Annotated in this window: 23 protein-coding genes; 14 read left to right on the forward strand and 9 right to left on the reverse strand. The window is 71.6% G+C overall.

The window, feature by feature from the left end; translation table 11 throughout:
• Window positions 1-21: 21 nt before the first annotated feature.
• The 5 genes from ACWC97_RS31270 to ACWC97_RS31290 form a co-directional block, all read right to left on the reverse strand.
• A complete protein-coding gene (locus ACWC97_RS31270) occupies window positions 22-531 on the reverse strand; it encodes a Pycsar system effector family protein (protein WP_352276126.1) in 510 nt (169 codons plus the stop codon).
• Window positions 528-1,832 carry a hypothetical protein gene (locus ACWC97_RS31275; protein ID WP_450652968.1) on the reverse strand — a complete coding sequence of 435 codons (1,305 nt, stop codon included), beginning with the start codon at window positions 1,830-1,832 and terminating at the stop codon, window positions 528-530. The genes ACWC97_RS31270 and ACWC97_RS31275 overlap by 4 nt, the downstream gene beginning before the upstream one ends.
• A gap of 34 nt (window positions 1,833-1,866) precedes the next feature.
• Window positions 1,867-4,041: a hypothetical protein gene (locus ACWC97_RS31280; protein ID WP_450652972.1), complete on the reverse strand. Its 2,175-nt coding sequence runs from the start codon at window positions 4,039-4,041 to the stop codon at window positions 1,867-1,869.
• Complete coding sequence (locus tag ACWC97_RS31285; RefSeq protein WP_450652974.1) at window positions 4,038-4,772, reverse strand: hypothetical protein; 735 nt, start codon at window positions 4,770-4,772, stop codon at window positions 4,038-4,040. Before ACWC97_RS31285 ends, ACWC97_RS31280 begins: the two co-directional genes overlap by 4 nt.
• Before the next feature lie 159 nt (window positions 4,773-4,931).
• Window positions 4,932-5,693 carry a Crp/Fnr family transcriptional regulator gene (locus tag ACWC97_RS31290; RefSeq protein ID WP_450652976.1) on the reverse strand — a complete coding sequence of 254 codons (762 nt, stop codon included), beginning with the start codon at window positions 5,691-5,693 and terminating at the stop codon, window positions 4,932-4,934.
• Between the two features lie 359 nt (window positions 5,694-6,052).
• Between ACWC97_RS31290 and rpsL the strand changes: the two genes are divergently transcribed.
• The 6 genes from rpsL (at window position 6,053) to ACWC97_RS31320 (ending at window position 11,466) form a co-directional block, all read left to right on the forward strand.
• Window positions 6,053-6,424 carry a 30S ribosomal protein S12 gene (gene rpsL / locus ACWC97_RS31295; protein ID WP_003948652.1) on the forward strand — a complete coding sequence of 124 codons (372 nt, stop codon included), beginning with the start codon at window positions 6,053-6,055 and terminating at the stop codon, window positions 6,422-6,424.
• Between the two features lie 2 nt (window positions 6,425-6,426).
• Window positions 6,427-6,897: a 30S ribosomal protein S7 gene (gene rpsG, locus ACWC97_RS31300; protein ID WP_072485550.1), complete on the forward strand. Its 471-nt coding sequence runs from the start codon at window positions 6,427-6,429 to the stop codon at window positions 6,895-6,897.
• A 38-nt stretch (window positions 6,898-6,935) separates the two neighbouring features.
• Window positions 6,936-9,062, forward strand: a complete 2,127-nt coding sequence (gene fusA / locus ACWC97_RS31305) for an elongation factor G (RefSeq protein WP_352276132.1) — start codon at window positions 6,936-6,938, stop codon at window positions 9,060-9,062.
• Between the two features lie 161 nt (window positions 9,063-9,223).
• Entirely contained in the window at window positions 9,224-10,417 is a 1,194-nt protein-coding gene (tuf, locus tag ACWC97_RS31310; protein ID WP_352276133.1) for an elongation factor Tu, read from the forward strand.
• A 175-nt stretch (window positions 10,418-10,592) separates the two neighbouring features.
• Entirely contained in the window at window positions 10,593-10,844 is a 252-nt protein-coding gene (locus ACWC97_RS31315) for a hypothetical protein (RefSeq protein ID WP_450652979.1), read from the forward strand.
• A 154-nt stretch (window positions 10,845-10,998) separates the two neighbouring features.
• Window positions 10,999-11,466: a hypothetical protein gene (locus tag ACWC97_RS31320; protein ID WP_450652981.1), complete on the forward strand. Its 468-nt coding sequence runs from the start codon at window positions 10,999-11,001 to the stop codon at window positions 11,464-11,466.
• Between the two features lie 118 nt (window positions 11,467-11,584).
• On the opposite strand, the gene ACWC97_RS31325 is transcribed toward ACWC97_RS31320, so the two are convergent.
• The 4 genes from ACWC97_RS31325 to ACWC97_RS31340 all read right to left on the reverse strand — a co-directional run bounded on the left by ACWC97_RS31325 (window position 11,585) and on the right by ACWC97_RS31340 (window position 18,314).
• Window positions 11,585-13,690: a PIG-L family deacetylase gene (locus tag ACWC97_RS31325; protein ID WP_450652983.1), complete on the reverse strand. Its 2,106-nt coding sequence runs from the start codon at window positions 13,688-13,690 to the stop codon at window positions 11,585-11,587.
• Between the two features lie 150 nt (window positions 13,691-13,840).
• Entirely contained in the window at window positions 13,841-14,290 is a 450-nt protein-coding gene (locus tag ACWC97_RS31330; RefSeq protein WP_450652985.1) for an N-acetyltransferase family protein, read from the reverse strand.
• Window positions 14,287-16,542 (reverse strand): poly(A) polymerase, encoded by a 2,256-nt coding sequence (locus tag ACWC97_RS31335; protein WP_450652987.1) that lies wholly within the window; start codon window positions 16,540-16,542, stop codon window positions 14,287-14,289. Before ACWC97_RS31335 ends, ACWC97_RS31330 begins: the two co-directional genes overlap by 4 nt.
• Before the next feature lie 83 nt (window positions 16,543-16,625).
• The gene (locus tag ACWC97_RS31340; RefSeq protein WP_450652989.1) at window positions 16,626-18,314 is read right to left on the reverse strand and encodes an RNA ligase family protein; all 1,689 of its coding nucleotides are present in this window, start codon (window positions 18,312-18,314) and stop codon (window positions 16,626-16,628) included.
• 513 nt (window positions 18,315-18,827) lie between these two features.
• On the opposite strand from ACWC97_RS31340, the gene rpsJ reads away from it, so the two are divergent.
• From rpsJ to rpsC, 8 genes are read left to right on the forward strand one after another with little or no spacing between them, the layout of a single operon-like run.
• Window positions 18,828-19,136 carry a 30S ribosomal protein S10 gene (rpsJ, locus tag ACWC97_RS31345; protein WP_003948644.1) on the forward strand — a complete coding sequence of 103 codons (309 nt, stop codon included), beginning with the start codon at window positions 18,828-18,830 and terminating at the stop codon, window positions 19,134-19,136.
• A 13-nt stretch (window positions 19,137-19,149) separates the two neighbouring features.
• Window positions 19,150-19,794 (forward strand): 50S ribosomal protein L3, encoded by a 645-nt coding sequence (gene rplC / locus ACWC97_RS31350; protein WP_352276141.1) that lies wholly within the window; start codon window positions 19,150-19,152, stop codon window positions 19,792-19,794.
• Between the two features lie 7 nt (window positions 19,795-19,801).
• Complete coding sequence (gene rplD, locus ACWC97_RS31355; protein WP_352276143.1) at window positions 19,802-20,452, forward strand: 50S ribosomal protein L4; 651 nt, start codon at window positions 19,802-19,804, stop codon at window positions 20,450-20,452.
• Window positions 20,452-20,775 (forward strand): 50S ribosomal protein L23, encoded by a 324-nt coding sequence (gene rplW, locus ACWC97_RS31360; RefSeq protein WP_352276144.1) that lies wholly within the window; start codon window positions 20,452-20,454, stop codon window positions 20,773-20,775. Before rplD ends, rplW begins: the two co-directional genes overlap by 1 nt.
• Before the next feature lie 40 nt (window positions 20,776-20,815).
• A complete protein-coding gene (gene rplB, locus ACWC97_RS31365) occupies window positions 20,816-21,652 on the forward strand; it encodes a 50S ribosomal protein L2 (protein WP_072485540.1) in 837 nt (278 codons plus the stop codon).
• 12 nt (window positions 21,653-21,664) lie between these two features.
• On the forward strand, window positions 21,665-21,946 hold the full coding sequence (gene rpsS, locus ACWC97_RS31370) for a 30S ribosomal protein S19 (RefSeq protein WP_283853425.1): 282 nt from the start codon (window positions 21,665-21,667) through the stop codon (window positions 21,944-21,946).
• Window positions 21,947-21,988: 42 nt separating this feature from the next.
• The gene (rplV, locus tag ACWC97_RS31375) at window positions 21,989-22,336 is read left to right on the forward strand and encodes a 50S ribosomal protein L22 (protein ID WP_004571827.1); all 348 of its coding nucleotides are present in this window, start codon (window positions 21,989-21,991) and stop codon (window positions 22,334-22,336) included.
• The gene (gene rpsC, locus ACWC97_RS31380; protein WP_093540760.1) at window positions 22,336-23,178 is read left to right on the forward strand and encodes a 30S ribosomal protein S3; all 843 of its coding nucleotides are present in this window, start codon (window positions 22,336-22,338) and stop codon (window positions 23,176-23,178) included. The genes rplV and rpsC overlap by 1 nt, the downstream gene beginning before the upstream one ends.
• Window positions 23,179-23,183: the final 5 nt, after the last annotated feature.

A 23,183-nucleotide genomic window follows, 5' to 3' on the forward strand; every position in this document is an offset into this window, starting at 1 on the left:
TCATCCTTCGGCGGTCGGGGCTCAGCCGAGCAGCAGTGAGACGGGGAGCAGGACGGTGCTCAGGGCGTAGGCGAGCAGCCCGGTCCGTATCCACCGGTGCTTGCACAGGGCGATCCGGCTGGTCTCGGCCAGGGCGGTGACGAGGGCGGTGGTCCGGGAGCGCTCGGTGGCGTCGAGCGCCTCCGGGAGCCGGCCCCGCCGGGCGGCGTCCTGGATGTCCCCGAAGTAGGTGAGCGGTTCGCCGGGGACCCAGACGCTGCGGCGGTAGCGCGGGAGCACGGCCATCAGCAGGGCGACCAGCGCGGCCGCCAGCCCGCCCACACCCGTCCACCACAGGGCCGTCCCGGCGCCGTCGAGCGCGCCCGGCCGCCAGGCCCGGCCCGCCAGCCAGCCGCTGAGCACGCCCGCCGTCGTGCCGACCGCGGCGACCAGGACGGACGCCTTGCCGTCGGCCCGGGCGACCTCGGCCCGAAGGTCGGCCAGGAGCCGTTCCCCGGCCGTGGTGGGGCGCTCCGGCGCACGGCCGGTCATGTGCCCGCTCCTTCCCCGGCCGACTCGTCCCCGGCCGGTGCCTTCGCCGTGTCGTCGGGACCGTCCGGGGCCAGGGGAGTGCTTCCGTAGCCGGGCGGGGGCTGCCAGCCGGGGAACGTGGTCGGGGTGTCGGACCGCATGCCCGGGAGCTTCGTGAGCGGTGCCGTCCGCGCGGCCTCGCGCGGCATCGACACGGTCAGCCGCCCCTCGGCCGTGCTGTGCGCGGTGACGCCGGGAAGGTACTGGTCCAGTACGTCGATCAGGGCCTGGAACGCGTGCTGCTTCGGGGCCTCCAGCTCATGGCTCTCGGCGCTGTCGCCCTTCAGCAGCTCCTTCGCCAGCTCCAGCTGGGACCTGACCACCTGGAGCTGGTCCTGGCGGAGGCTGGAGGCCACCAGTTCGGTGGCCTCGGGGTGGTTCACGAGATGGAGCGCCCACGCGCGGACTCCGCCCTGCTCCAGGTACTTCTCGTAGAAGGCGATCTTCTCCGCGTTCACCTGCTGGAGCTCCAGCAGCGCGCGTGCCCGGTCGACCTCCTCCGCGTGCTGCCACCGCTGCTGCCGCAGTTTCAGCAGGTGCTGCCGCTCCTCGAACTCGGCGGCGCGCTCCGTCTGGAGGGCGTCCTGCGCCCTGGCGCGCCGGTCGACCGCGGCATCGTGTTCCTTGCCGAGGAGTTCGGTGCGGATCTGCTCGGTGGACTCGTGGTCGATGGAACGCATGCGACGGACGTGGCCGACGACTTCCTGGTCGCCGTGGAGCCGGACCGTCCAGTCCGCGGTGAGCCCGGCGTGCGCGCCGAGTGTTCCCCGGGCGCCGACCTCCCGCAGCAGCGCCTCCTCGGCCGCCGCGCTCCGGGCGGCGGGGTAGCGGCGGGTGACGGGGCGGGCCGCCTGCTCCAGTTCGCCGATCAGCAGCCGGGGCACGTCCCGGTGCCGACTCGCCACGAACCGTTCGGGATCGACGACCCGCCACGCCAGCTCCACGACCGCCGTGAACTCGAAGGCGTCGTCGTCGCTCGGCAGCGCGATCTCCTCGCGGACCGGGTGGACCCCCATGTCGACCTCGTACACCGCGGTGTAGCGCTTCGCGGCTGCCGCGGCCCTGGTGGGCCGGAGCGGGGGGAGGTAGGTGGTGTACGAGCCGTCGCGGGCCGAGAAGACCAGTGCGTGGTCGATCCGGGTGAGCGGACGGCGGGAGAAGCCGAAACGGGACAGCTGCCGGACCGTGACCACCGGGTCGGTCAACCGCGTCGCGCGGTCTGCCTGTTGGTCCCAGTCGGGTGCTCGGCGGAATTCGGGCATGGGGTTCTCTCCTGTCGCGGAGGAAGGGGCGGGGTCAGGGACGGGGCAGTACGGTCAGCAGCCGGGCGGCCACGGGCGGGGGACCGGCGCCGTCCTCGCCGGGCATGGTCCGCAGCAGGTGGCTGATCCGCCGGTGTTCCGGCTCGGTGGTGACCAGCGCGGGCAGCAGGGCGGCGAGCGCCCACTCGGCGGCGGGGGCGCGGTCCGCCACGAGCACCCACTGGCGGAGCACCCCGAGAGCGTCCCGGGTGTGGCCCCGGCTGCCCAGCGCGGTGCGCCAGAGCCCGGCGATGCCGGACGCCTCGGGGGTGTGCGCCGTCGACGCCCGCGCGTACCGGGCCAGCACGCTCGGCAGGCCGTGGCGCTCGTCCTGGTCGGCGCGGCGGCAGGCCCCCAGGAAGCCGCCGAGCGCGAGATCGGCGGCGGGCCGGTCGTCGTGCACCGTCCGTACCAGCTCCGCGGTCACCTCCTCGCCCGCCGGTGACAGCAGCAGCAGTTCCACGGACTCGGCTAGCTGCCCCATCAGCTCCGGATCCGGCTCCGGCCGCCCCGCCTCGTGCCGGGCCGCCGCGCGCAGGGCGGCCAGGGCCTCCACCGGGCGCTCCGGCCCGATCATCCCGTGGGCCCGGATGGCCACCCAGCGCAGCGACGACTCCTCGCTCTCGCACCACGCGTCGAGGATGCGCGGCACATGGGGGGTGCCCAGCACATGGGTGAGCGTGAGCGCGCCGACGGCGACGCTCCGGTGCCGGTAGAGGCGGGACGAGGCCCACGGCTCGACGATCAGCGCCATGGCGGACGGCAGGTCGGTGTGGGCGAGCACGGCGACGGTGGAGGCGGCCCTGGTGCGGACGAAGGGCCGCCCGTCCCCGGCCAGCTGCCGCAGCCAGTGCACGAGGGCGGGCCGCGCCGAGGGGTGCCCGGTCCAGAGTTCGCGCAGCAGCACGAGCGGCGTCCGCTCGTCGAGGAAGGCCGCCTTCACCTGCTGGACCGGACCCCACTCGGTGGGCTCCTCCGCCTCGAACCGGCGCGCCCGTGCCAGCTGGAGCCGCTTGCCGATGTGCGTACCGAAGACCGGGACGGCGGGCTGCAACCGGCTGTCGGTCCTCTCCAGGGCGGCGTAGAGCAGATCGGCCAGCTCCGCCGTCAGGGCGTACGGCCCCTCGTCGAAGGCGGCCAGTGCGACGAGGAACGCCTTCTCGCGCAGGTGCAGTACGGTCCCGTCGTCCTCGAACCACTCCTGGACCTGGCGCTCCAGCGCGTGCAGGGAGAAGCCGTCGAGGAGCGTGGCCTCGGCCGTGCCGGCCGCGTACGAGGCCAGAAGTCGGGCGAACCGGGCGGCCTCGCGCGGCTGGTGGTGGCGTTCGAGGAAGGCGGCCGTGGCGGGCAGCGCCAGGAGCTCCGGCACCCGCTCCTCGCCGCCCGGCAGCGCCGCCAGATGCGCGGCGAGGACGTCACCCGGCGCGGGCGCCCCCCACTCCACCACCGGTACGTCCTCCAGCAGGGCGGCCGGTCCCGTGGTGATCACCAGGTACGCGTCCGCGCCCAGTTCCTCGCGGGCGGCCAGCAGGTCCGCCTCCCGCAGCGGCCGGCCGGGCGGGGTGACCAGGTCGCACAGGACGTACCCGGTCCGGCCGCCGCCCGGTTCAGCCCCCTTGATCCCGGCCGTGAGCTGTTCGGGGGTGGTGTCCCGGTCCACCGCCCGGACCGGATCGGCGCCGATCCGGTGCATCAGCATGAGGGCGGCGGTCCGCCGACCCGAGTGGTACGGCCCCGAGAGGACCAGCACATGCTCGTCGCGGAGCCGGTCGGCCAGCGCGTCGAAGTCGTCCCGCCCGGGGGCGAAGCACGCGGACAGCGCCGTCAGGACGGACGGGGCGATCTCGCCCGAGGCAGGGAGGGCGGAGGGCGCGTCGAACCGGTAGACGATCTCGGTCCGCTGCAGGACGTCCCCGTAGAACGTGCCGCCGCCGATGCCGTGGTTGGTCCCGCCGAAGACGCCTCCGCCGATCCGGGAGCCGTCCCCGAACCCCATGGTCCGCGGGGTGTGGCTCGCCAGGTCCCGCCGGGCCGCCCAGGCGGGCTGCGGCTGGTCGGTCTTCTTCTCCTCGCCCGCGCCCTCCTCCTCGGGGTGCGGGTCCTCCGGCGGCTCGGCGCCCTGGCCGTCCTCGGCGGCGGGGGCCCCGTGCGCCTCTTCCTCGGTGCTCACCGGCCGCCGCCGAAGCTGACGTTGCCGTGGAACGTGCCGCCGCCGATGCCGTGGTTGGTGCCGCCGAAGACGCCGCCGGTGATCGGGGCCCCGCCGGAACCGGGCACGGACGCGGGACCGGGCTCCGGCAGGGGGGCGGCCGGAGCGGCGTCCGCACCCCGGGTGGCCTCCTGCGGGAGGGGCCCGTGCAGCCACGCGTCGAGCGGGCCGTTCTTGCTGTCCACCACGACAGGGCGGAACTCCTCGGCCGGGACGCCCGTGTGGCTGTGCCGTACGACCCCCTGGTAGACGGAGTCGGAGACGCCGAGCGTGAAGTCGCCCGGGCCCGCCCGGAGCGCCTCCCGCAGCGCGTCCGCGTCCAGCAGCCGGCACGCGTGGTTGAGATCGCTGCCCACCCAGCCGTCGAGCGGATCCACCGCCACGAAGCCCGAGGCGACCACTCCACGCAGCCGCATCCGCGCCGAGGCGGAGGCGCGCCGGTTCAGACTGTGCAGCCGGGCCGGCAGCTCGGTCAGCAGCGCCCGCAGCAGGGCGACCACCGAGCAGTTGGCGTCGATCAGCTCCATCACGGAGTCCCCGCGGTCCGCCCGCCGCCGCCGGGTCTCGTCGATCCCGGCCGCCAGCAGGGCCCGGTCGGTCAGGTCGTAGAGCATGCGGCGCAGGAACGCCTGCTCGACGTCGTCGCGCTCGCTGTACTTCTCGATGTCGAGCAGCAGGATCGTGCTGCTCACCGGATCGTTCACGGAATGCCTCTCGCTCGTGGCCCTCGCGGTCCTGGCGGGCCGGGAACACGAGCGTGGCGCCGGGGAGGCCGGGGCGGTGAGGCACGATGGCGCACTCGGTCTGTGACCGTGTGCACAGAGAGGGATCTCCGGGCTGCGGAACCCGCCCTAGCGGACCGCCGGGCGGGCGGCCGGGCCGGCCGGCTCCCCGGACCGGGCGATCCGGCGGAGCGCGTCCGGCCGGACGATCACCAGCGTCCGCCGCCCGGTCCGTACGATGCCCCGCTCGCGCAGGTCCTTCAGCAGCCGCTGGACCGCCTCCCGGGAAGCGCTCACCGCCCCGGCCAGCTCCTGCTTGCTGAGCGGGACGTCGAGCTCGATGCCTTCGGCGGTACGGGCGCCGTGGGTGCGCGCCAGGTCCAGGAGCAGGACGGCGAAGCGCTCGCGCACCGTCATCGCCGCGAACTCCAGGCTGCGCCGGTCCGCCGCCCGCGTCCGGTCGGAGGCCAGCGCGAGGAGCGAGAGCGACACCCCGGGGGAGGCGGCCACGAACGCGCGGAACTTCTCGTGCGGCACGACCGCGGCCCGGACGGGGGAGAGCGCGGTCACGGTCGCCGAACGGGGCCGACCGGTCAGCGCGGCGGATTCGCCGACGATGTCGCCGGGGCCGCGCAGGGCGTGCAGCGCCTCGTAGCCGTTGGGCGCGGAGGTGGTGATCTTCGTCCAGCCGCTGAGGATCAGCAGGACGTGCGCGGACGGCTCGTCCTGGCGGAGCAGGGCGGCCCGGACGTCGAAGCACAGCTCGCGCCCGAGCTCCAGCAGGGCCACCCGGTCCGTGCGCTCCAGCCGGGCGAGGAAGGGCACCTGGTCGTCGAGTCCGTCGCCCTCGGGTACGTACGCCGCCGCCATCCCGTCCCCCCGGTCGTTCATCAGCGGTTCAATGTACTGAGAACGTACGTACCGGGACCGGTAAGGTCGTATTCCTGCCGTCCGCCCGCGACCGGCTGTCCGGATCTCGCGGTCGCGGCCGGCGGAACTCCGGCGTGTCGGGGTGAGACGGATTTGTTTTGACCGGAGTCGACGCGGTAGGTACGCTCAGACCTTGTGCCTGGGGTGTGCCTGGGCTCGTGTGCGTGTCCTCAGCCGCATGCCGAGCCCGTCAGTGGCTACCGCAATCTGCGCTCCTTCTGCCTTGCGGCAGAAGTCCGCAGTATTCGACACACCCGACCGCGTGGGTCGGTGACGTTCCAGGTTAGTTTCACGAACGGCACACAGAAACCGGAGAAGTAGTGCCTACGATCCAGCAGCTGGTCCGCAAGGGCCGGCAGGACAAGGTCGAAAAGAACAAGACGCCCGCACTCGAGGGTTCGCCCCAGCGCCGCGGCGTCTGCACGCGTGTGTTCACGACCACCCCGAAGAAGCCGAACTCGGCCCTCCGTAAGGTCGCGCGTGTGCGTCTGACCTCCGGTATCGAGGTCACGGCCTACATCCCGGGTGAGGGACACAACCTGCAGGAGCACTCCATCGTGCTCGTGCGTGGTGGCCGTGTGAAGGACCTGCCGGGTGTTCGTTACAAGATCATCCGCGGCTCGCTCGACACCCAGGGTGTCAAGAACCGCAAGCAGGCCCGCAGCCGCTACGGCGCCAAGAAGGAGAAGTAAGAATGCCTCGTAAGGGCCCCGCCCCGAAGCGCCCGGTCATCATCGACCCGGTCTACAACTCTCCTCTTGTCACCTCGCTGATCAACAAGATCCTGCTGGACGGCAAGCGTTCCACCGCCGAGCGGATCGTGTACGGCGCCATGGAGGGCCTCCGCGAGAAGACCGGCAACGACCCGGTCATCACGCTGAAGCGCGCGCTTGAGAACGTCAAGCCCTCGCTCGAGGTCAAGTCCCGCCGTGTCGGTGGCGCCACCTACCAGGTGCCGATCGAGGTCAAGCCCGGTCGCGCCTCCACCCTCGCGCTGCGCTGGCTCGTGGGCTACTCCCGCGCCCGCCGCGAGAAGACCATGACCGAGCGCCTCATGAACGAGCTGCTCGACGCGTCCAACGGTCTTGGCGCTGCCGTCAAGAAGCGTGAGGACACCCACAAGATGGCCGAGTCCAACAAGGCCTTCGCGCACTACCGCTGGTAGTCGCTACCCACATCGAGACCGAGAGAAGACTGAGCCTTATGGCCACCACTTCGCTTGACCTGGCCAAGGTCCGCAACATCGGGATCATGGCCCACATCGACGCGGGCAAGACGACCACCACTGAGCGGATCCTCTTCTACACCGGCGTTTCGTACAAGATCGGTGAAGTCCACGACGGCGCTGCCACGATGGACTGGATGGAGCAGGAGCAGGAGCGCGGCATCACGATCACGTCCGCCGCGACGACCTGCCACTGGCCGCTCAATGATGTTGACCACACCATCAACATCATCGACACCCCGGGTCACGTCGACTTCACCGTCGAGGTGGAGCGTTCGCTCCGCGTCCTCGACGGCGCCGTCACCGTGTTCGACGGTGTCGCGGGCGTCGAGCCGCAGTCCGAGACCGTCTGGCGTCAGGCGGACCGCTACGGCGTGCCGCGTATCTGCTTCGTCAACAAGCTCGACCGCACCGGTGCCAACTTCTTCCGCTGTGTCGACATGATCACGGACCGCCTCGGCGCGACCCCGATCGTCATGCAGCTCCCGATCGGTGCCGAGGCCGACTTCACGGGTGTCGTCGACCTCGTGACGATGAAGGCGTTCGTCTACCCGGTGGAAGCCACCAAGGGTGAGGCGTACGACATCGTCGACATCCCGGCCGAGCTCGCCGAGCAGGCCGAGGAGTACCGCGCCAAGCTTCTCGAAGCCGCCGCGGAGAACGACGAGGCGCTCATGGAGCTCTACCTGGAGGGCGAAGAGCCTTCCGTGGAGCAGCTCTACGCGGGCATCCGTCGTATCACCATCAACTCCGGCAAGGGCGGCGAGACGACCGTCACCCCGGTGTTCTGTGGCACCGCGTTCAAGAACAAGGGCGTCCAGCCCCTGCTCGACGCCGTGGTCCGCTACCTGCCCTCGCCCCTGGACGTCGAGGCCATCGAGGGCCAGGACGTCAAGGACCCCGAGGTCGTCGTCAAGCGCAAGCCGTCCGACGACGAGCCGCTCGCGGCGCTGGCGTTCAAGATCATGAGCGACCCGCACCTCGGCAAGCTCACCTTCGTCCGGGTCTACTCGGGCCGCCTGGAGTCCGGCACCTCGGTGCTGAACTCGGTCAAGGGCAAGAAGGAGCGCATCGGCAAGATCTACCGCATGCACGCGAACAAGCGTGAGGAGATCGAGTCGGTGGGCGCGGGCGACATCATCGCCGTGATGGGTCTGAAGCAGACCACCACCGGTGAGACGCTCTGTGACGACAAGGCGCCGGTCATCCTGGAGTCCATGGACTTCCCGGCCCCGGTCATCCAGGTCGCCATCGAGCCGAAGTCCAAGGGCGACCAGGAGAAGCTGGGTGTCGCCATCCAGCGCCTCTCCGAAGAGGACCCGTCCTTCCAGGTGCACTCCGACGAGGAGACCGGCCAGACCATCATCGGTGGTATGGGCGAGCTGCACCTCGAAGTGCTCGTCGACCGCATGAAGCGCGAGTTCCGCGTCGAGGCGAACGTCGGCAAGCCGCAGGTCGCGTACCGCGAGACGATCCGCAAGGCCGTCGAGCGCGTCGACTACACCCACAAGAAGCAGACCGGTGGTACCGGTCAGTTCGCCAAGGTGCAGATCGCGATCGAGCCCATCGAGGGCGGCGAGGCCTCGTACGAGTTCGTCAACAAGGTCACTGGTGGCCGCATCCCCCGGGAGTACATCCCCTCGGTGGACGCGGGTGCCCAGGAAGCCATGCAGTTCGGCATCCTGGCCGGCTACGAGATGACTGGCGTCCGCGTCATTCTTCTCGACGGTGGCTACCACGAGGTCGACTCCTCCGAGCTGGCCTTCAAGATCGCCGGTTCGCAGGCCTTCAAGGAGGCCGCGCGGAAGGCGTCCCCGGTTCTCCTCGAGCCGATGATGGCCGTCGAGGTCACCACGCCCGAGGACTACATGGGCGATGTCATCGGTGACATCAACTCCCGCCGTGGCCAGATCCAGGCCATGGAGGAGCGCAGCGGCGCTCGCGTCGTGAAGGGCCTCGTGCCCCTCTCGGAGATGTTCGGCTACGTCGGAGACCTCCGCAGCAAGACCTCGGGTCGCGCAAGCTACTCGATGCAGTTCGACTCCTACGCCGAGGTTCCGCGGAACGTCGCCGAGGAGATCATCGCGAAGGCCAAGGGCGAGTAACTCACCCGAGCTCACGCTTTAGGCTTGTCACCGGAGCCTGGTGGGGCATTCGTCGCGGAGCGAGAGCTGCGCGGGGAATGCCCCCGGCCCCGGCATCCCAGCAAAGATCACCCTGGCGCCGATGAAGCAAGGCGTACAGAACCACTCCACAGGAGGACCCAGTGGCGAAGGCGAAGTTCGAGCGGACTAAGCCGCACGTCAACATCGGCACCATCGGTCACATTGACCACGGTAAGACGACCCTCACGGCCGCCATTACCAAGGTGCTGCACGACGCGTACCCGGACCTGAACGAGGCCTCGGCCTTCGACCAGATCGACAAGGCTCCTGAGGAGCGCCAGCGCGGTATCACGATCTCCATCGCGCACGTCGAGTACCAGACGGAGTCGCGTCACTACGCGCACGTCGACTGCCCGGGTCACGCGGACTACATCAAGAACATGATCACCGGTGCGGCGCAGATGGACGGCGCCATCCTCGTGGTCGCCGCCACCGACGGCCCGATGCCGCAGACCAAGGAGCACGTGCTCCTGGCCCGCCAGGTCGGCGTTCCGTACATCGTCGTCGCCCTGAACAAGGCCGACATGGTGGACGACGAGGAGATCCTGGAGCTCGTCGAGCTCGAGGTCCGTGAGCTCCTCTCCGAGTACGAGTTCCCGGGCGACGACCTGCCGGTCGTCAAGGTCTCGGCGCTCAAGGCGCTCGAGGGCGACAAGGAGTGGGGCCAGACCGTCCTCGACCTGATGAAGGCCGTCGACGAGAACATCCCGCAGCCCGAGCGTGACGTCGACAAGCCGTTCCTGATGCCGATCGAGGACGTCTTCACGATCACCGGTCGTGGCACCGTCGTCACCGGTCGTATCGAGCGTGGTGTCCTCAAGGTCAACGAGACCGTCGACATCGTCGGTATCAAGAACGAGAAGACCACCACCACGGTCACCGGCATCGAGATGTTCCGCAAGCTGCTCGACGAGGGCCAGGCCGGTGAGAACGTCGGTCTGCTCCTCCGTGGCATCAAGCGCGAGGACGTCGAGCGCGGCCAGGTCATCATCAAGCCCGGTTCGGTCACGCCGCACACCGAGTTCGAGGCCCAGGCCTACATCCTGTCGAAGGACGAGGGTGGCCGTCACACCCCGTTCTTCAACAACTACCGCCCGCAGTTCTACTTCCGTACCACGGACGTGACCGGCGTCGTGACCCTCCCCGAGGGCACCGAGATGGTCATGCCGGGCGACAACACCGTCATGTCGGTCCAGCTGATCCAGCCGGTCGCCATGGAGGAGGGCCTGAAGTTCGCCATCCGTGAGGGTGGCCGGACCGTGGGCGCCGGCCAGGTCACCAAGATCGTCAAGTAATTACTTGACCGTCTGACCTGGTTGCTCCGCAACGAGCACCAAGAAGGGCCCTGTCCCGCCGTGTATGCGGTGGGACGGGGCCCTTCGGTGTGTTCGGGTGTGCTCGGGTGTTCTACTCGGGGTGTTCTACGGTGTGACAGGCCGACATCGTGGCCGAAAAGGGTGGGGAGTGGGCATGGGGAAGAGCTGGACGGACGGCCTCGCGGGGAAGGTGGTCCTCGTCCTCGTCCTCGCCTTCTCCCTCTCCGACTCCTGGGGCTCCTGGTGGGTCGTGCTGCCGGGGGCGATCGCGCTCGGCTGGGGCGTCCTGCTCGTCCGGGACGCGGGCAAGGCCGTCAGGGTGCGAAGGCGCGGGTCGTCGGGAACGGGTCCGTACGCGGTATCTCGAAACAGCCGACCCGCACGACATGGGGGTCGTCGTGGGTGAGCTGGTTCCCGTTCTCCTCGCCGCACGGGCGAAGGCCCTTCGGCACGGTCGAGTCCCCGGTCAGGATGTGGGTGGATCTGGCTCACGAGGTGGTGGACAGGGCCGTTGACGCGGCGCGTTCCGCAGGTGCCTCAGTGACCGTGAGGGCCTGAGGGTGCAGGGAACATCCCCTTCCAGATTCGTTCTCGACCGGGCTGCCGTCGCGGCGTTCCGCCTGTGGCTGCCGGCGGTCCTGGTGTGCGCGACCTCCATCACGACGAACCGCGGCGTCCTGGAATGGGTGAGTGAGATCCCGCTCTGGAACATCGCCCTGGTCCTGTTCTTTGTGGCGCAACCCCTGTTCCAGCCAAGGAATCCGATGCGTGCCGGGGCGGCGAGGGCCGGTGGCCGCACGCGTGCCGGACGCCTGGGCGTGCTGGCCGCCCTCGCCGTGGTGAATGCCGTGCTGCTGTTCGTCCTGGGAGTGGCATTCGGGAGCGCCGACGATTTCGGCGACCGCCTGGACGGCTACGCCTCGTTCCTCCTCACGCCGGGTTTCGTGTTCCTCAACCTTCTCCTCTCCTTCTACAGCTTCGCCGTGCTGCGCCCCTTTCCGTGGGGTGGGCGGCGGAGCGGAGAGTGAGGTCGCATGGGTGACGTCGTCGAATTGATGGTCCGGGCAGTGAGGGGAACCGGCCGAGTGGTACGGGGTGGCGGCACCGGTTCCCTGGCCACCCGCCGGCATCGCCCGTCGGCCCGGGTCAGGGCCGCCAGAGCCAGGGGTGGGCGTCCGGGCCCAGGGCTGCCACGACCGGGTGGCCGGCCGGGGTGAGGTGCAGGACCGGGCCGTCCAGGGCCACCGGCCCGTCCCGCTGTACGAGAAGGCCCGCGGGGGTACGGAGCTGGAGCCGGCCCGAGTCGGTGCGGCCGAGGAGGACCGGGGCGCCCGGGGTGCCCGCCGCGGCGACCGGGCCGTAGCCGTCGAAGCCCGCCCGGTCCGCGACCGGGCGGCCGTAGCCGTCGATACCGGTCTCCTCGGCGGTCTCCCCGGTCCGCACGGTGGTCAGGGCCGCCTTCGCCGCCGCGCGGTAGTACAGCTCGACGCTGCCGTCCGGTCCGGGCAGCGCGGCCGGGCCGTCGCCGGGGACCGGCACCCCGGTGATCTGGGTCCGGGCGGTCACGTCCCGGCCCGGCTCGTCCTGCGTCCAGTGGTGCACCGCGAACCGGCCCGCCGCGAAGACATGGACCCGGCCCTCGGCGTCCACCACCGCGCTCAGCCCGTCCTGGACCTCGCCGCCGCCGGTGTCCCGCCACCCGCTCCACCGGCCGTCCGCCTCCCGGACCCGGGTGCTGAGACCTTTCTCCGCGTTCCGTACGAAGAGGTGGACCCGGCCGTCGGGGGCGGTGACCAGGACCGGGACGCCGAGCCGGCGCCCGTGGTCGTGGGTGCGCTCCGAGTTGCCCAGCCCCGTCCAGGCGCGGAAGGCGCCGCCCGGGTAGCGCTGTTCGAGGACGACGACCTCCCGTTCGTTGTCGCCGCCGTGCCCCTCCAGCGCCGAGAACCGCAGCCCGGCCAGGATGTGCCGCCCGTCCGGCAGCGTCGTCCCGCCCAGGACCGGGGCGAGCGGGCCGCCGCCGAGGTCGTCCGGCACGTCCCACACGCCCGTGCCCGGCGCGGTCTCCCGGCGGCGGACCGCCCGGAGCCCCAGCACCTCGTAACTGACGAGCCGGCCGTCCGGCTCGGTGGCCAGGGTGGGGCGCGGGCCGGGGTAGCGGTAGTGGGTGGAGCGCACCCACCCCTTGCGGTTGGTCAGCGGCCGGTCGCCGCCGACGTTGTAGTCCCCGCACCCCGCCGGGTTGCCGCACCGCCAGTCGACCTCACCGCCGTACGGGACCAGGTGCGAGGCCTTCTCGGCGAGCACCGCGGGCGGCAGGTTCTTCGGCCAGTGCCGGTTGTAGTAGCCCCGGAACGAGGTGACCGCGAAGCTCGGCACCAGGCCGCCGTCCCGGGTGGACCGCGCCACCCACCGGATCAGCGAGGCCCAGGTGAACAGGGCCGTGGCCGTGTGGTCGGGGTGGTCGGAGTAGCCCGGCTGCTCGCTGTCGGCGATGCGGACGGCCCGACTGCTGTGCTGGATGTCCGGGTCCGGGTCCATGGTGTGCACGATGCTCGGCCGGTAGTGCTCGAAGAGCCCCGCCAGGACGTCGATCAGCCCGTCGTACGTGTACGAGCCCACCTTCCGCAGCGGGGAGCCCTCGGCGACGACGGTCGGCAGCACCAGGCGCCGGTCCTGCCAGAGGCTGGGCAGCCCGAGCCGTCCGTACGTGGTGTGCATGGCGGTGTTGACGAAGACCAGGTCCACCTTGCGGCCCTCGTGGCGCAGGGTGTTGAGCTCGGCGCGGTGGCCGCCCTCCAGCTCCATCACCGACCGGTGCCACTCGGCGAACATCGGGACGCCCAGCAGGGTCGCGTACGCCTGGCGCAGGCCCTGGTGGCGGGCGGAGGAGTACGCCGCCTTGTCGGGCGCGGGCAGCGGGCGGCCCGGGACGCGGTTGACGCCGGTGGCCTCGCCGCCGGTCAGGTAGACGCAGACGAGCGGGGTACCGCCGTCGAGGGCCTGCTGGGTGTCCGGGTTCATGAAGTACAGGTCGTCGTCCGGGTGGGCGAGGACCTGGAGCATCAGGGCCGGGTGCGTGGTGCTGATCCGCAGCCCCGGCATCGGGTCCGCCGCGGGGGCGCGGCGCCGCGGCGGGGCGGGCGCGGCGCAGGAGGTGAGAGCCGCGAGCCCCGCCGCCCCGGCCGCCGCCAGCACCGCACGCCGCCGCGTCCCCGAACCGGGTACGCGCGGGCCGGGTCGATCCGTCACACCGTGCTCCGTCCACTCCCTCGCGGCGGACGGCCCGATGCCGCCCGCCGGTGCGCAGACCGCGGTGGGGGGAGGGCCGCCGCTGCGCCGGGATAGACGGTGATCTTGGAGGACGGGTTGCCTGGACTCCGGGGGTTTGCCCCGGTCGGATCAACGTACCGGTGTACGGACCATGAAGACGTCGACCGGGTCGCGCCGTTCCTCGGTGAACCCGTGCCGCTCGTACAGCGTGCGGGCGGCGCTGCCCCGGAGCACGTCCAGCCGTACGGTCGCGCCCCCTGCGTCGGCCCGCGCGAGCAGCGAACGCAGTACGGCGGTGCCGATGCCGCGCCCCTGGACGGCGGGGGAGAGGTAGAAGTGCTCCAGCCACAGCCCGCCGTCGACCGGCCGCAGGGCGACACAGCCCGCGAACTCCCCGTCCACCACCACGACCGAGGTGTGCTCCGGCACGTACCCGTCCCGCAGCCGCTGCCGTACGCGGTGCTCGTCGTAGCGGCCCAGCCGCTCCAGGTCGGGGCGCATCACGACGGCCCGGAGCTCGGCGACGCTCTCCACGTCCTCGGGGCGGGCGGGGCGCAGGGACCAGACGGGGGCACTCATCGCAGCTTCCATTCCCGGCCCGGGGCCGTGCGGTGGAGGGTGGCGCCGGGCAGGCCGCGCAGCAGTTCGCCGCCGATCTCCGCCAGTCGTGACGCGTCGGGCGGGGTGCGGCCGAGGCCGAGGGCGTACTGGACGTGCGTGGCGTCCCAGCCGCACGGGCGGGGCCAGACGCGGGCGTCCGGCGCGCCCGCCCGGGCGAGGGCGTCGAGCAGGGCGAGGACCCGTCCGCGGAACCGGCCCTCGTCCGCTCCGGGGCGTACGGAGACCAGCGCCCAGCCGGCGTGGTCCGGGTACGGGGACGGCGGGGTGCGGAGCAGGGCGCGCGGTACGGGGTCCCCGTCGGCGGCCGACTCCAGGATCTCCCAGGCCCGCAGCAGCTCCCCGGCGATCAGCTCGCGCCCGGCCGGGGAGACCTGGGCGGTGCAGGAGCGGACCGGCGCCGTCGGCGTCAGCACGGTGAGCGGGGCGCCGGGGAGGGGCTCGCCGGGGCCGACCGGCACGGCCCAGTCCCAGGTGGCCCAGGTCGCGAAGAAGTGCCGCAGCAGGGGGAGCGGGGCCAGCCGGCCGGCCTCGTGGGCGGTACGGGCCGCCAGCACCGCCCAGGCGAGGCCGGGCAGACCGCCGAACGGGGCGGAGTCCAGGCCGCGCGCCCGCGCCCACCCCTTCACCTCCCGGGCCAGCCGGACGAACGCGGCCCGGTGCGGGTCCGCCGCCCCGGCCACCGCCTCCGCGTCGCTCACCGCGCTCAGCGCCACGGCCGCCGCCTCGCCCAGCTCGCCCCGGCGCGCCACCGCCTCCGCCAGGGGAACGGTCCCCGTCGCCACGGTCACCAGGTCCACGCCGAGCCCGTCCAGCGTGAAGCGCAGTCCCGGCACCCGGGCCCCGGTCACCTCGCGCAGGTCCACGGCGTCCGGCAGCGCCCCGGCCAGCCGCCTCCGTACCGCCGCCGGGTCGACCGTGCCGGGCAGCGCGGCGACCAGGTCCACGTCCGCGCCGGGCAGCGCGCAGCCCATCCGCCGCGAACCGGTCGGGTGGACGGCGGCCCCGGGCAGCGCGGCGGCCACCCGGCGCACCACACCGGCCGCGCACTCCTCGTCCGCCGCGTCCGTCTCGTCCGCCTCATCCGCTTCGAGTGGGGCGTCGGCGGTCAGCGCGACGAGCACTCCGAAGTGGTCCGAGACGTACAGCCCGTCCGGCTCCGGCGTCCGGCCCAGCAGCACCGCCGAGGCGGGCCGCGGCCCCTCGGTACGGAGCAGCACCCGGTCCAGCCGGGAGATCCGCCCGGTCAGCGAGGAGACGGCGGCCAGCGGATTGACCGAGGGATCGAAGGTGGGGGTCCGGTCGTCCGCGCCGTGCACGAGGCTCCAGGCGTCCGCCATCCCCAGCCGGTCCTGCGGGGTGTCGCCGCCGTCGTTGAAGTCGCCGAGCAGCGCCAGATCGCCCTCGACGGCCGCCAACCCCGTTGCGAGATCGGCCAGTTCGGCGTCGCGGCGGCGGGCGCCGTCGGCCGAGTGATCGCTGCTGAGATGGGTCGCCGCGACCGTGAGTGGCCCGTCCGGCCCGGCCACGACCACCGCCGCGACCGCCTTGTGCGGACCGAGCGCGTGCAGCCCCGCCTCCACCAGCGGCACCCGGGCGAGCAGCAGCAGACCGTACTCCGCGGTGTCCCGGCCCGCCGGATCGGCCCAGACGGTGTACTCCGCGCGGACCCAGGGCGCGGCCAGCACCAGGCCGAGCAGGGCCGGTTCGGCCTCCTGGAGGGCGATGACGTCGGCGTCCGCCTCGCGCAGCGCGTCGAGCAGCAGCGGCCGGCGCCGGGCGGTGTCGATGAGCTCGCTGTCGTAGCGGTCCCACAGGGTGTTCCAGGTCAGCACCGTCAGCGGTCCGGAGCGCGGCACCGGTGCCGGTGCCGGGGCCGCCGTGTCCACCGGCACCCAGGCCGACCGGTCCGCCGCGTACACGTGCGGCGTACGGGAGACGAAGTACGGCGACGGCAGCCGGCGCGGCGTCCGCACCCGCCCGGCCTCGGTCGCGTCGATCCGGTCCGTGCCCGAGGAGCGGTCCCACACCAGCTCGCCGTCCGCCTCGAAGAACAGCACCCGGTGCCAGGGAATCTCCCCGCCGGGCGTGAACCGGGGCAGCGGCACCCGCTTCGCCTCCCGGCCGCGCTGCGCCACCCCCATCACGAAACGCGCCGGATCGAACCGCCCGTCCCACCGGACCCGGTGGTAGATCTCCTCGCTGGTACGCACTACGCCTCGCCCTCCACGGTCCGCGCCTCGTCCTTGACGCTCCGCGCTCCGCCTTCGACGGTCCGCGTTTCGCCCTCCACGGTCTACGCCTCGTCCTCGACGGCGCCGCTCGCGCCGATGTACCAGGTGCGGTGGGCCTGGCCGGGGTACGGGGGCACGAAGCGGCGCAGCTGCGCGTCGAGCACCCCGGGCGGCACCGGATGGTCCCGGCGCCCGTTGCGGCGGACCAGTTCCGCCTCGTCGACCAGCGCCACGGCATGGGTGACCAGCGCGTCCCGGCGCCGGGCCACCGCGTGGACCAGGGAGCGCTGGTGGGCGTTGAGCGAGGTGGCGTCCCAGACGACGGTGGCGCCCGGCACGAGCGCCGCGTCCAGCCGGTCGAGCCCCTCGCGCAGCACCTCCCCGTTGGCCCGCTGGTCGGCGCGCGAGCCCCGGGCCAGCCGCAGGTCGTCCAGCGAGAGATACGTGTCGACGCCGGGCAGCCCCCGGGCGAAGGTGCTCTTGCCGCTGCCCGACGGCCCGACCAGGTGCACCAGGCGCGGGAAGTCCCCGTCCCGCCACCGCCAGGTCGCGGCGACGGCCTCCTCGGCGGTGGCGACCCGGCCCAGCGCGTACGCCTCGCGCGCCTGCGCCAGGCAGCGTGCGGCGGCCTCGGGCGCCAGGTCGTCGAAGGCCGCCCGCAGCCCGGCCGGCTCCGCCGCCTCCTGGGCGTACAGGGCCGACCACTCCACCTGCTCGCGCGCCCCGTCGTCCTCCGCCAGGGCCCCGGCGAGCGCGTGCAGCACCGGCAGCGCGGCCGCGCGGGACATCCGGGCCAGCCCGGCACGGCGCTCCTCGTCCGGGTACGGGAGGTGCAGCGCGGGGTACAGCCCGACGAGGTCGGCGACGCGCCGGGCCAGCGGCATCCCCAGCGCCGGGGCCAGCGCCCCGCCGAGCCCGGCGCGGCGGGAGCGGCGCAGGAGCGCGGCCACCACGCCCGCCAGCCGGTCCTCGCCGGTGACCCCCGCCGCGTCCAGGGCGTCGGCCGTCGCGGCCACCGCCCCGGCGTCGCCCTCGCAGCCGTCCGGGCCCGCACCTGTTCCGACCGCACCGGCCAGCGCCCCCGCGTCGGCCGGTGCCCCGGACCGCACCGCCCACAGCGCGGCGGCCGGCCCCAGCCCGTTCGGCACGACGGCGGCGTGCATCCAGTGCGTCCCGGTGGTCACATGGCCCGGCCGTACCCACTTGGCCACCAGCCGCCCGAAATCCCCGGCCCCGAAGCCGTCCGCGGGCCGCACCACGTACCCCTCCTGCCGCCCGGTGTCCGGCCGCCGGGCCCGCAGCGCCTTCTCGGCACGGGCGTCGAGCACCCCGCGCCACAGCACCGGCGGCACCGGGATCCCGAGGCCCCGCAGGAACGTTTCGGTGCGGTCCCAGCCCAGGCAGTGGTCCCCGTCCCAGACGGAGAACCCGTAGAAGAAGCTCTCCAGGCCGTCGTACGGGATCGAGTGCCGGGCGAACATGTTCTCGCCGCAGATCCGCCATCCGTCCGGGATGCGGGCCCCGATCCGGCCCTGGAGCGCCTTCACCCAACCGCGGGAGGGGTGGTGCGCGGAGTCGAGGGAGCGGGCATGCAGCCCGTCGGCGTAGAGCGTGGTGTTCTCGCCGTCCAGCTTCTCGGTGACGACGACCTCGCGCCCGGCCAGCCCGGCGAGGTCCGCGATCCGTACGTCGTCCGAGGTGGCGCCGGGGGACCAGGGCAGATGAGGGGTGCGCGGATAGTGCGTACGCATGATCGATGCCCCCGGTGCCGACGGTCTTTCCGGCCGGTCACTCTAGGGTGGACGGCGCGCCGCGCCCACCCGATTTCGCCCGGGGAGTCCGGTCCGGGGCCCGCCCGCCGCGCGCCCGCGTTTGACCGGGCGACCACGCGGGGTAAGATCCTCCGCCCGATTGGCCAGGCCCGTGCCCCGTATGGCACACTGACCAGGTTGCTCGGTTGAGTGTCAATGCTGCGCGCCTCCCGCCGGGAGGACCGGAAGCGAGTCCCACAGTACTCGTCGACCCCTTCGGGTCGGACGTACGGGAATCTTCCGGGAAGCGTCAGTGGGGCACCGGCCAGGCACCCGGTGGGTGTTCCGCCCCCGGTCCTGCGGTCCTCGGGCCCGCACCCCCTTGGTTGGGAAATCCTTCGGGAGATCTGCGTAGAGGGGATGCGACACGCCCGACCGCGTGGGTCGGAGACGGAAGTCTTGAGAGCCCCCGGGTTCCAGAGCGTTACGAGAGAGACAGGACTACTAGTAGCCATGGCGGGACAGAAGATCCGCATCCGGCTCAAGGCCTACGACCACGAGGTCATCGACTCCTCGGCGAAGAAGATCGTCGAGACGGTGACGCGCACTGGTGCGTCGGTCGCGGGCCCGGTGCCGCTGCCCACTGAGAAGAACGTGTACTGCGTCATCAAGTCGCCGCACAAGTACAAGGACTCGCGCGAGCACTTCGAGATGCGCACGCACAAGCGCCTCATCGACATCCTCGACCCCACGCCGAAGACGGTTGACTCGCTGATGCGTCTCGACCTGCCGGCGGGCGTCGACATCGAGATCAAGCTCTGAGGTGACGCGCGAGATGGCTAAGAACATTAAGGGCGTCCTGGGCGAGAAGCTCGGCATGACCCAGGTCTGGGACGAGAACAACCGGGTCGTCCCGGTGACCGTCGTCAAGGCCGGGCCCTGCGTCGTCACCCAGATCCGCTCCAACGACACCGACGGCTACGAGGCAGTCCAGATCGCCTTCGGCGAGATCGACCCCCGCAAGGTGAACAAGCCCCTCAAGGGCCACTTCGCCAAGGCCGACGTGACCCCGCGCCGCCACCTGGTGGAGCTCCGCACCTCCGACGCCAGCGAGTACACGCTGGGCCAGGAGGTCACTGCCGAGGTGTTCGAGTCCGGCGTCAAGGTCGACGTCACGGGCAAGAGCAAGGGCAAGGGCTTCGCCGGTGTGATGAAGCGTCACAACTTCAAGGGCGGCAAGGCGTCCCACGGTGCCCACCGTGTGCACCGTATGCCTGGCTCCATCGGTGGCTGTGCCACTCCCGGCCGTGTCTTCAAGGGCATGCGCATGGCGGGTCGTATGGGCAACGAGCGGGTCACCACCCAGAACCTGACCATCCACGCGGTTGACGCGGAGAAGGGTCTGCTCCTCATCAAGGGCGCAGTCCCTGGTCCGAACGGCGGCCTCGTCCTGGTCCGCACCGCGGCCAAGGGGGCTTGAGGAACCGATGAGCACCATTGACATCCTTTCGCCGGCAGGCGACAAGGCCGGGACCGTCGAGCTCCCCGCGGAGATCTTCGACGCCAAGACCAGCGTTCCGCTGATCCACCAGGTCGTCGTCGCGCAGCTGGCCGCTGCCCGTCAGGGCACGCACAAGACCAAGACCCGCGGCGAGGTCCGCGGCGGTGGGCGCAAGCCGTACCGCCAGAAGGGCACCGGCCGTGCGCGTCAGGGTTCGACCCGTGCGCCGCAGTTCGCCGGCGGTGGCGTCGTCCACGGCCCGCAGCCGCGTGACTACTCGCAGCGGACCCCGAAGAAGATGAAGGCCGCCGCCCTGCGCGGTGCCCTCTCCGACCGGGCCCGTCACTCCCGCATCCACGTCGTCACCGGCGTGGTCGAGGGTGGCGTCTCCACCAAGGCCGCCAAGACGCTGTTCGGCAAGATCTCGGAGCGCAAGAACCTGCTCCTGGTCGTCGACCGTGCCGACGAGGCCGCGTGGCTGTCCGCCCGCAACCTGCCCCAGGTGCACATCCTGGAGCCGGGCCAGCTGAACACGTACGACGTGATCGTCTCTGACGACGTGGTCTTCACCCAGGCCGCCTTCGAGTCCTTCGTGTCTGGCCCCCAGACCGCTGAGACCGAAGGGAGCGACGCCTGATGAGCGAGGCGACCGTTACCAGCAAGACCTACTCGGACCCGCGCGACATTCTCGTCAAGCCGGTTGTGTCCGAGAAGAGCTACGCGCTGCTCGACGAGAACAAGTACACGTTCATCGTCGCGCCCGGCTCCAACAAGACCCAGATCAAGCAGGCCGTGGAAGCGGTCTTCTCGGTCAAGGTCACCGGGGTCAACACGATCAACCGGCAGGGCAAGCGCAAGCGCACCCGCACCGGTTTCGGCAAGCGCGCCGACACGAAGCGCGCCATCGTGACCCTCGCCGAGGGCGACCGTATCGACATCTTCGGCGGTCCGACCGCCTAAGGGCGGTCTGGATCGTCCGGAATCGGACGAGGACTGAGAAATGGGTATCCGCAAGTACAAGCCGACGACCCCGGGCCGTCGTGGCTCCAGCGTCGCCGACTTTGTCGAGATCACGCGGTCCACGCCGGAGAAGTCGCTGGTCCGCCCCCTGCACAGCAAGGGCGGCCGTAACAACGCCGGTCGTGTGACCGTTCGCCACCAGGGTGGTGGCCACAAGCGCGCCTACCGCGTGATCGACTTCCGTCGTCACGACAAGGACGGCGTGCCGGCCAAGGTCGCGCACATCGAGTACGACCCCAACCGCACCGCGCGCATCGCGCTGCTCCACTACGCGGACGGCGAGAAGCGCTACATCATCGCGCCGCGTGGCCTGTCGCAGGGCGACCGTGTCGAGAACGGCCCGGCCGCCGACATCAAGCCCGGCAACAACCTGGCGCTGCGCAACATCCCGGTCGGTACGACCATCCACGCCATCGAGCTGCGGCCCGGCGGCGGCGCGAAGTTCGCCCGCTCCGCGGGTGCCTCCGTGCAGCTGCTGGCGAAGGAGGGCACCATGGCCCACCTTCGTATGCCGTCGGGTGAGATCCGCCTGGTCGACGCCCGCTGCCGCGCCACCATCGGCGAGGTCGGCAACGCCGAGCAGTCGAACATCAACTGGGGCAAGGCCGGCCGCATGCGCTGGAAGGGCGTCCGCCCGACCGTCCGCGGTGTCGCGATGAACCCGGTTGACCACCCGCACGGTGGTGGTGAAGGCAAGACCTCCGGTGGTCGCCACCCGGTCTCGCCGTGGGGTCAGAAGGAGGGTCGTACTCGTTCGCCGAAGAAGGCATCGAACAAGTACATCGTCCGCCGCCGCAAGACGAACAAGAAGCGCTAGGAGCGGGTTTAGATGCCGCGCAGTCTCAAGAAGGGGCCCTTCGTCGACGGCCACCTCATCAAGAAGGTGGACGCGCAGAACGAGGCAGGCACCAAGAACGTCATCAAGACCTGGTCCCGTCGCTCGATGATCGTCCCGGCCATGCTGGGTCACACCATCGCGGTGCACAACGGCAAGATCCACGTCCCGGTGTTCGTCACCGAGTCGATGGTCGGCCACAAGCTCGGCGAGTTCTCGCCGACTCGCACCTTCCGCGGCCACGTCAAGGACGACCGGAAGTCGAAGCGCCGCTAATCGCGGGTGGTAACGACTATGACTTACACCGAAGGGACAACCATGGAAGCCAGGGCCCAGGCGCGGTACATCCGCGTCACGCCCATGAAGGCCCGCCGCGTGGTGGACCTCATCCGTGGCATGGATGCCACGGAGGCTCAGGCGGTCCTGCGTTTCGCCCCGCAGGCCGCGAGCGTGCCGGTTGGCAAGGTGCTGGACAGCGCCATCGCCAACGCCGCACACAACTACGACCACACCGACGCCTCTTCGCTGGTCATCAGCGAGGCGTACGTGGACGAGGGCCCGACCCTGAAGCGGTTCCGTCCGCGTGCCCAGGGTCGTGCCTACCGGATCCGTAAGCGGACCAGCCACATCACCGTGGTCGTCAGCAGCAAGGAAGGAACCCGGTAATGGGCCAGAAGGTAAACCCGCACGGGTTCCGGCTCGGCATTACCACGGACTTCAAGTCCCGTTGGTACGCCGACAAGCTGTACAAGGACTACGTCAAGGAAGACGTCGCCATTCGTCGCATGATGACGAAGGGCATGGAGCGGGCCGGCATCTCGAAGGTCGAGATCGAGCGCACCCGCGACCGCGTCCGCGTTGACATCCACACCGCCCGCCCGGGCATCGTCATCGGCCGCCGCGGCGCCGAGGCGGACCGCATCCGCGGCGAGCTGGAGAAGCTGACCGGCAAGCAGGTCCAGCTGAACATCCTCGAGGTCAAGAACCCCGAGGTGGACGCTCAGCTGGTGGCCCAGGCCGTCGCCGAGCAGCTCTCCTCCCGCGTCTCCTTCCGTCGGGCCATGCGCAAGAGCATGCAGTCCTCGATGAAGGCCGGCGCCAAGGGCATCAAGATCCAGTGCGGTGGCCGCCTCGGCGGCGCCGAGATGTCCCGCTCGGAGTTCTACCGCGAGGGCCGTGTGCCCCTGCACACCCTCCGCGCGAACGTCGACTACGGCTTCTTCGAGGCCAAGACGACCTTCGGCCGCATCGGCGTGAAGGTCTGGATCTACAAGGGCGACGTCAAGAACATCGCCGAGGTCCGCGCCGAGAACGCCGCTGCCCGCGCCGGCAACCGCCCGGCCCGTGGCGGCGCCGACCGCCCGGCCGGCCGTGGTGGCCGCGGTGGCGAGCGTGGCGGCCGCGGTCGCAAGCCGCAGCAGCAGTCGGCTCCGGCTGCCGAGGCCCCCAAGGCCGAGGCTCCCGCCGCTGCCGCTCCGGCTGCCGAGAGCACCGGAACGGAGGCCTGACCGAA

This window comes from Streptomyces sp. NPDC001108, from assembly GCF_053598535.1.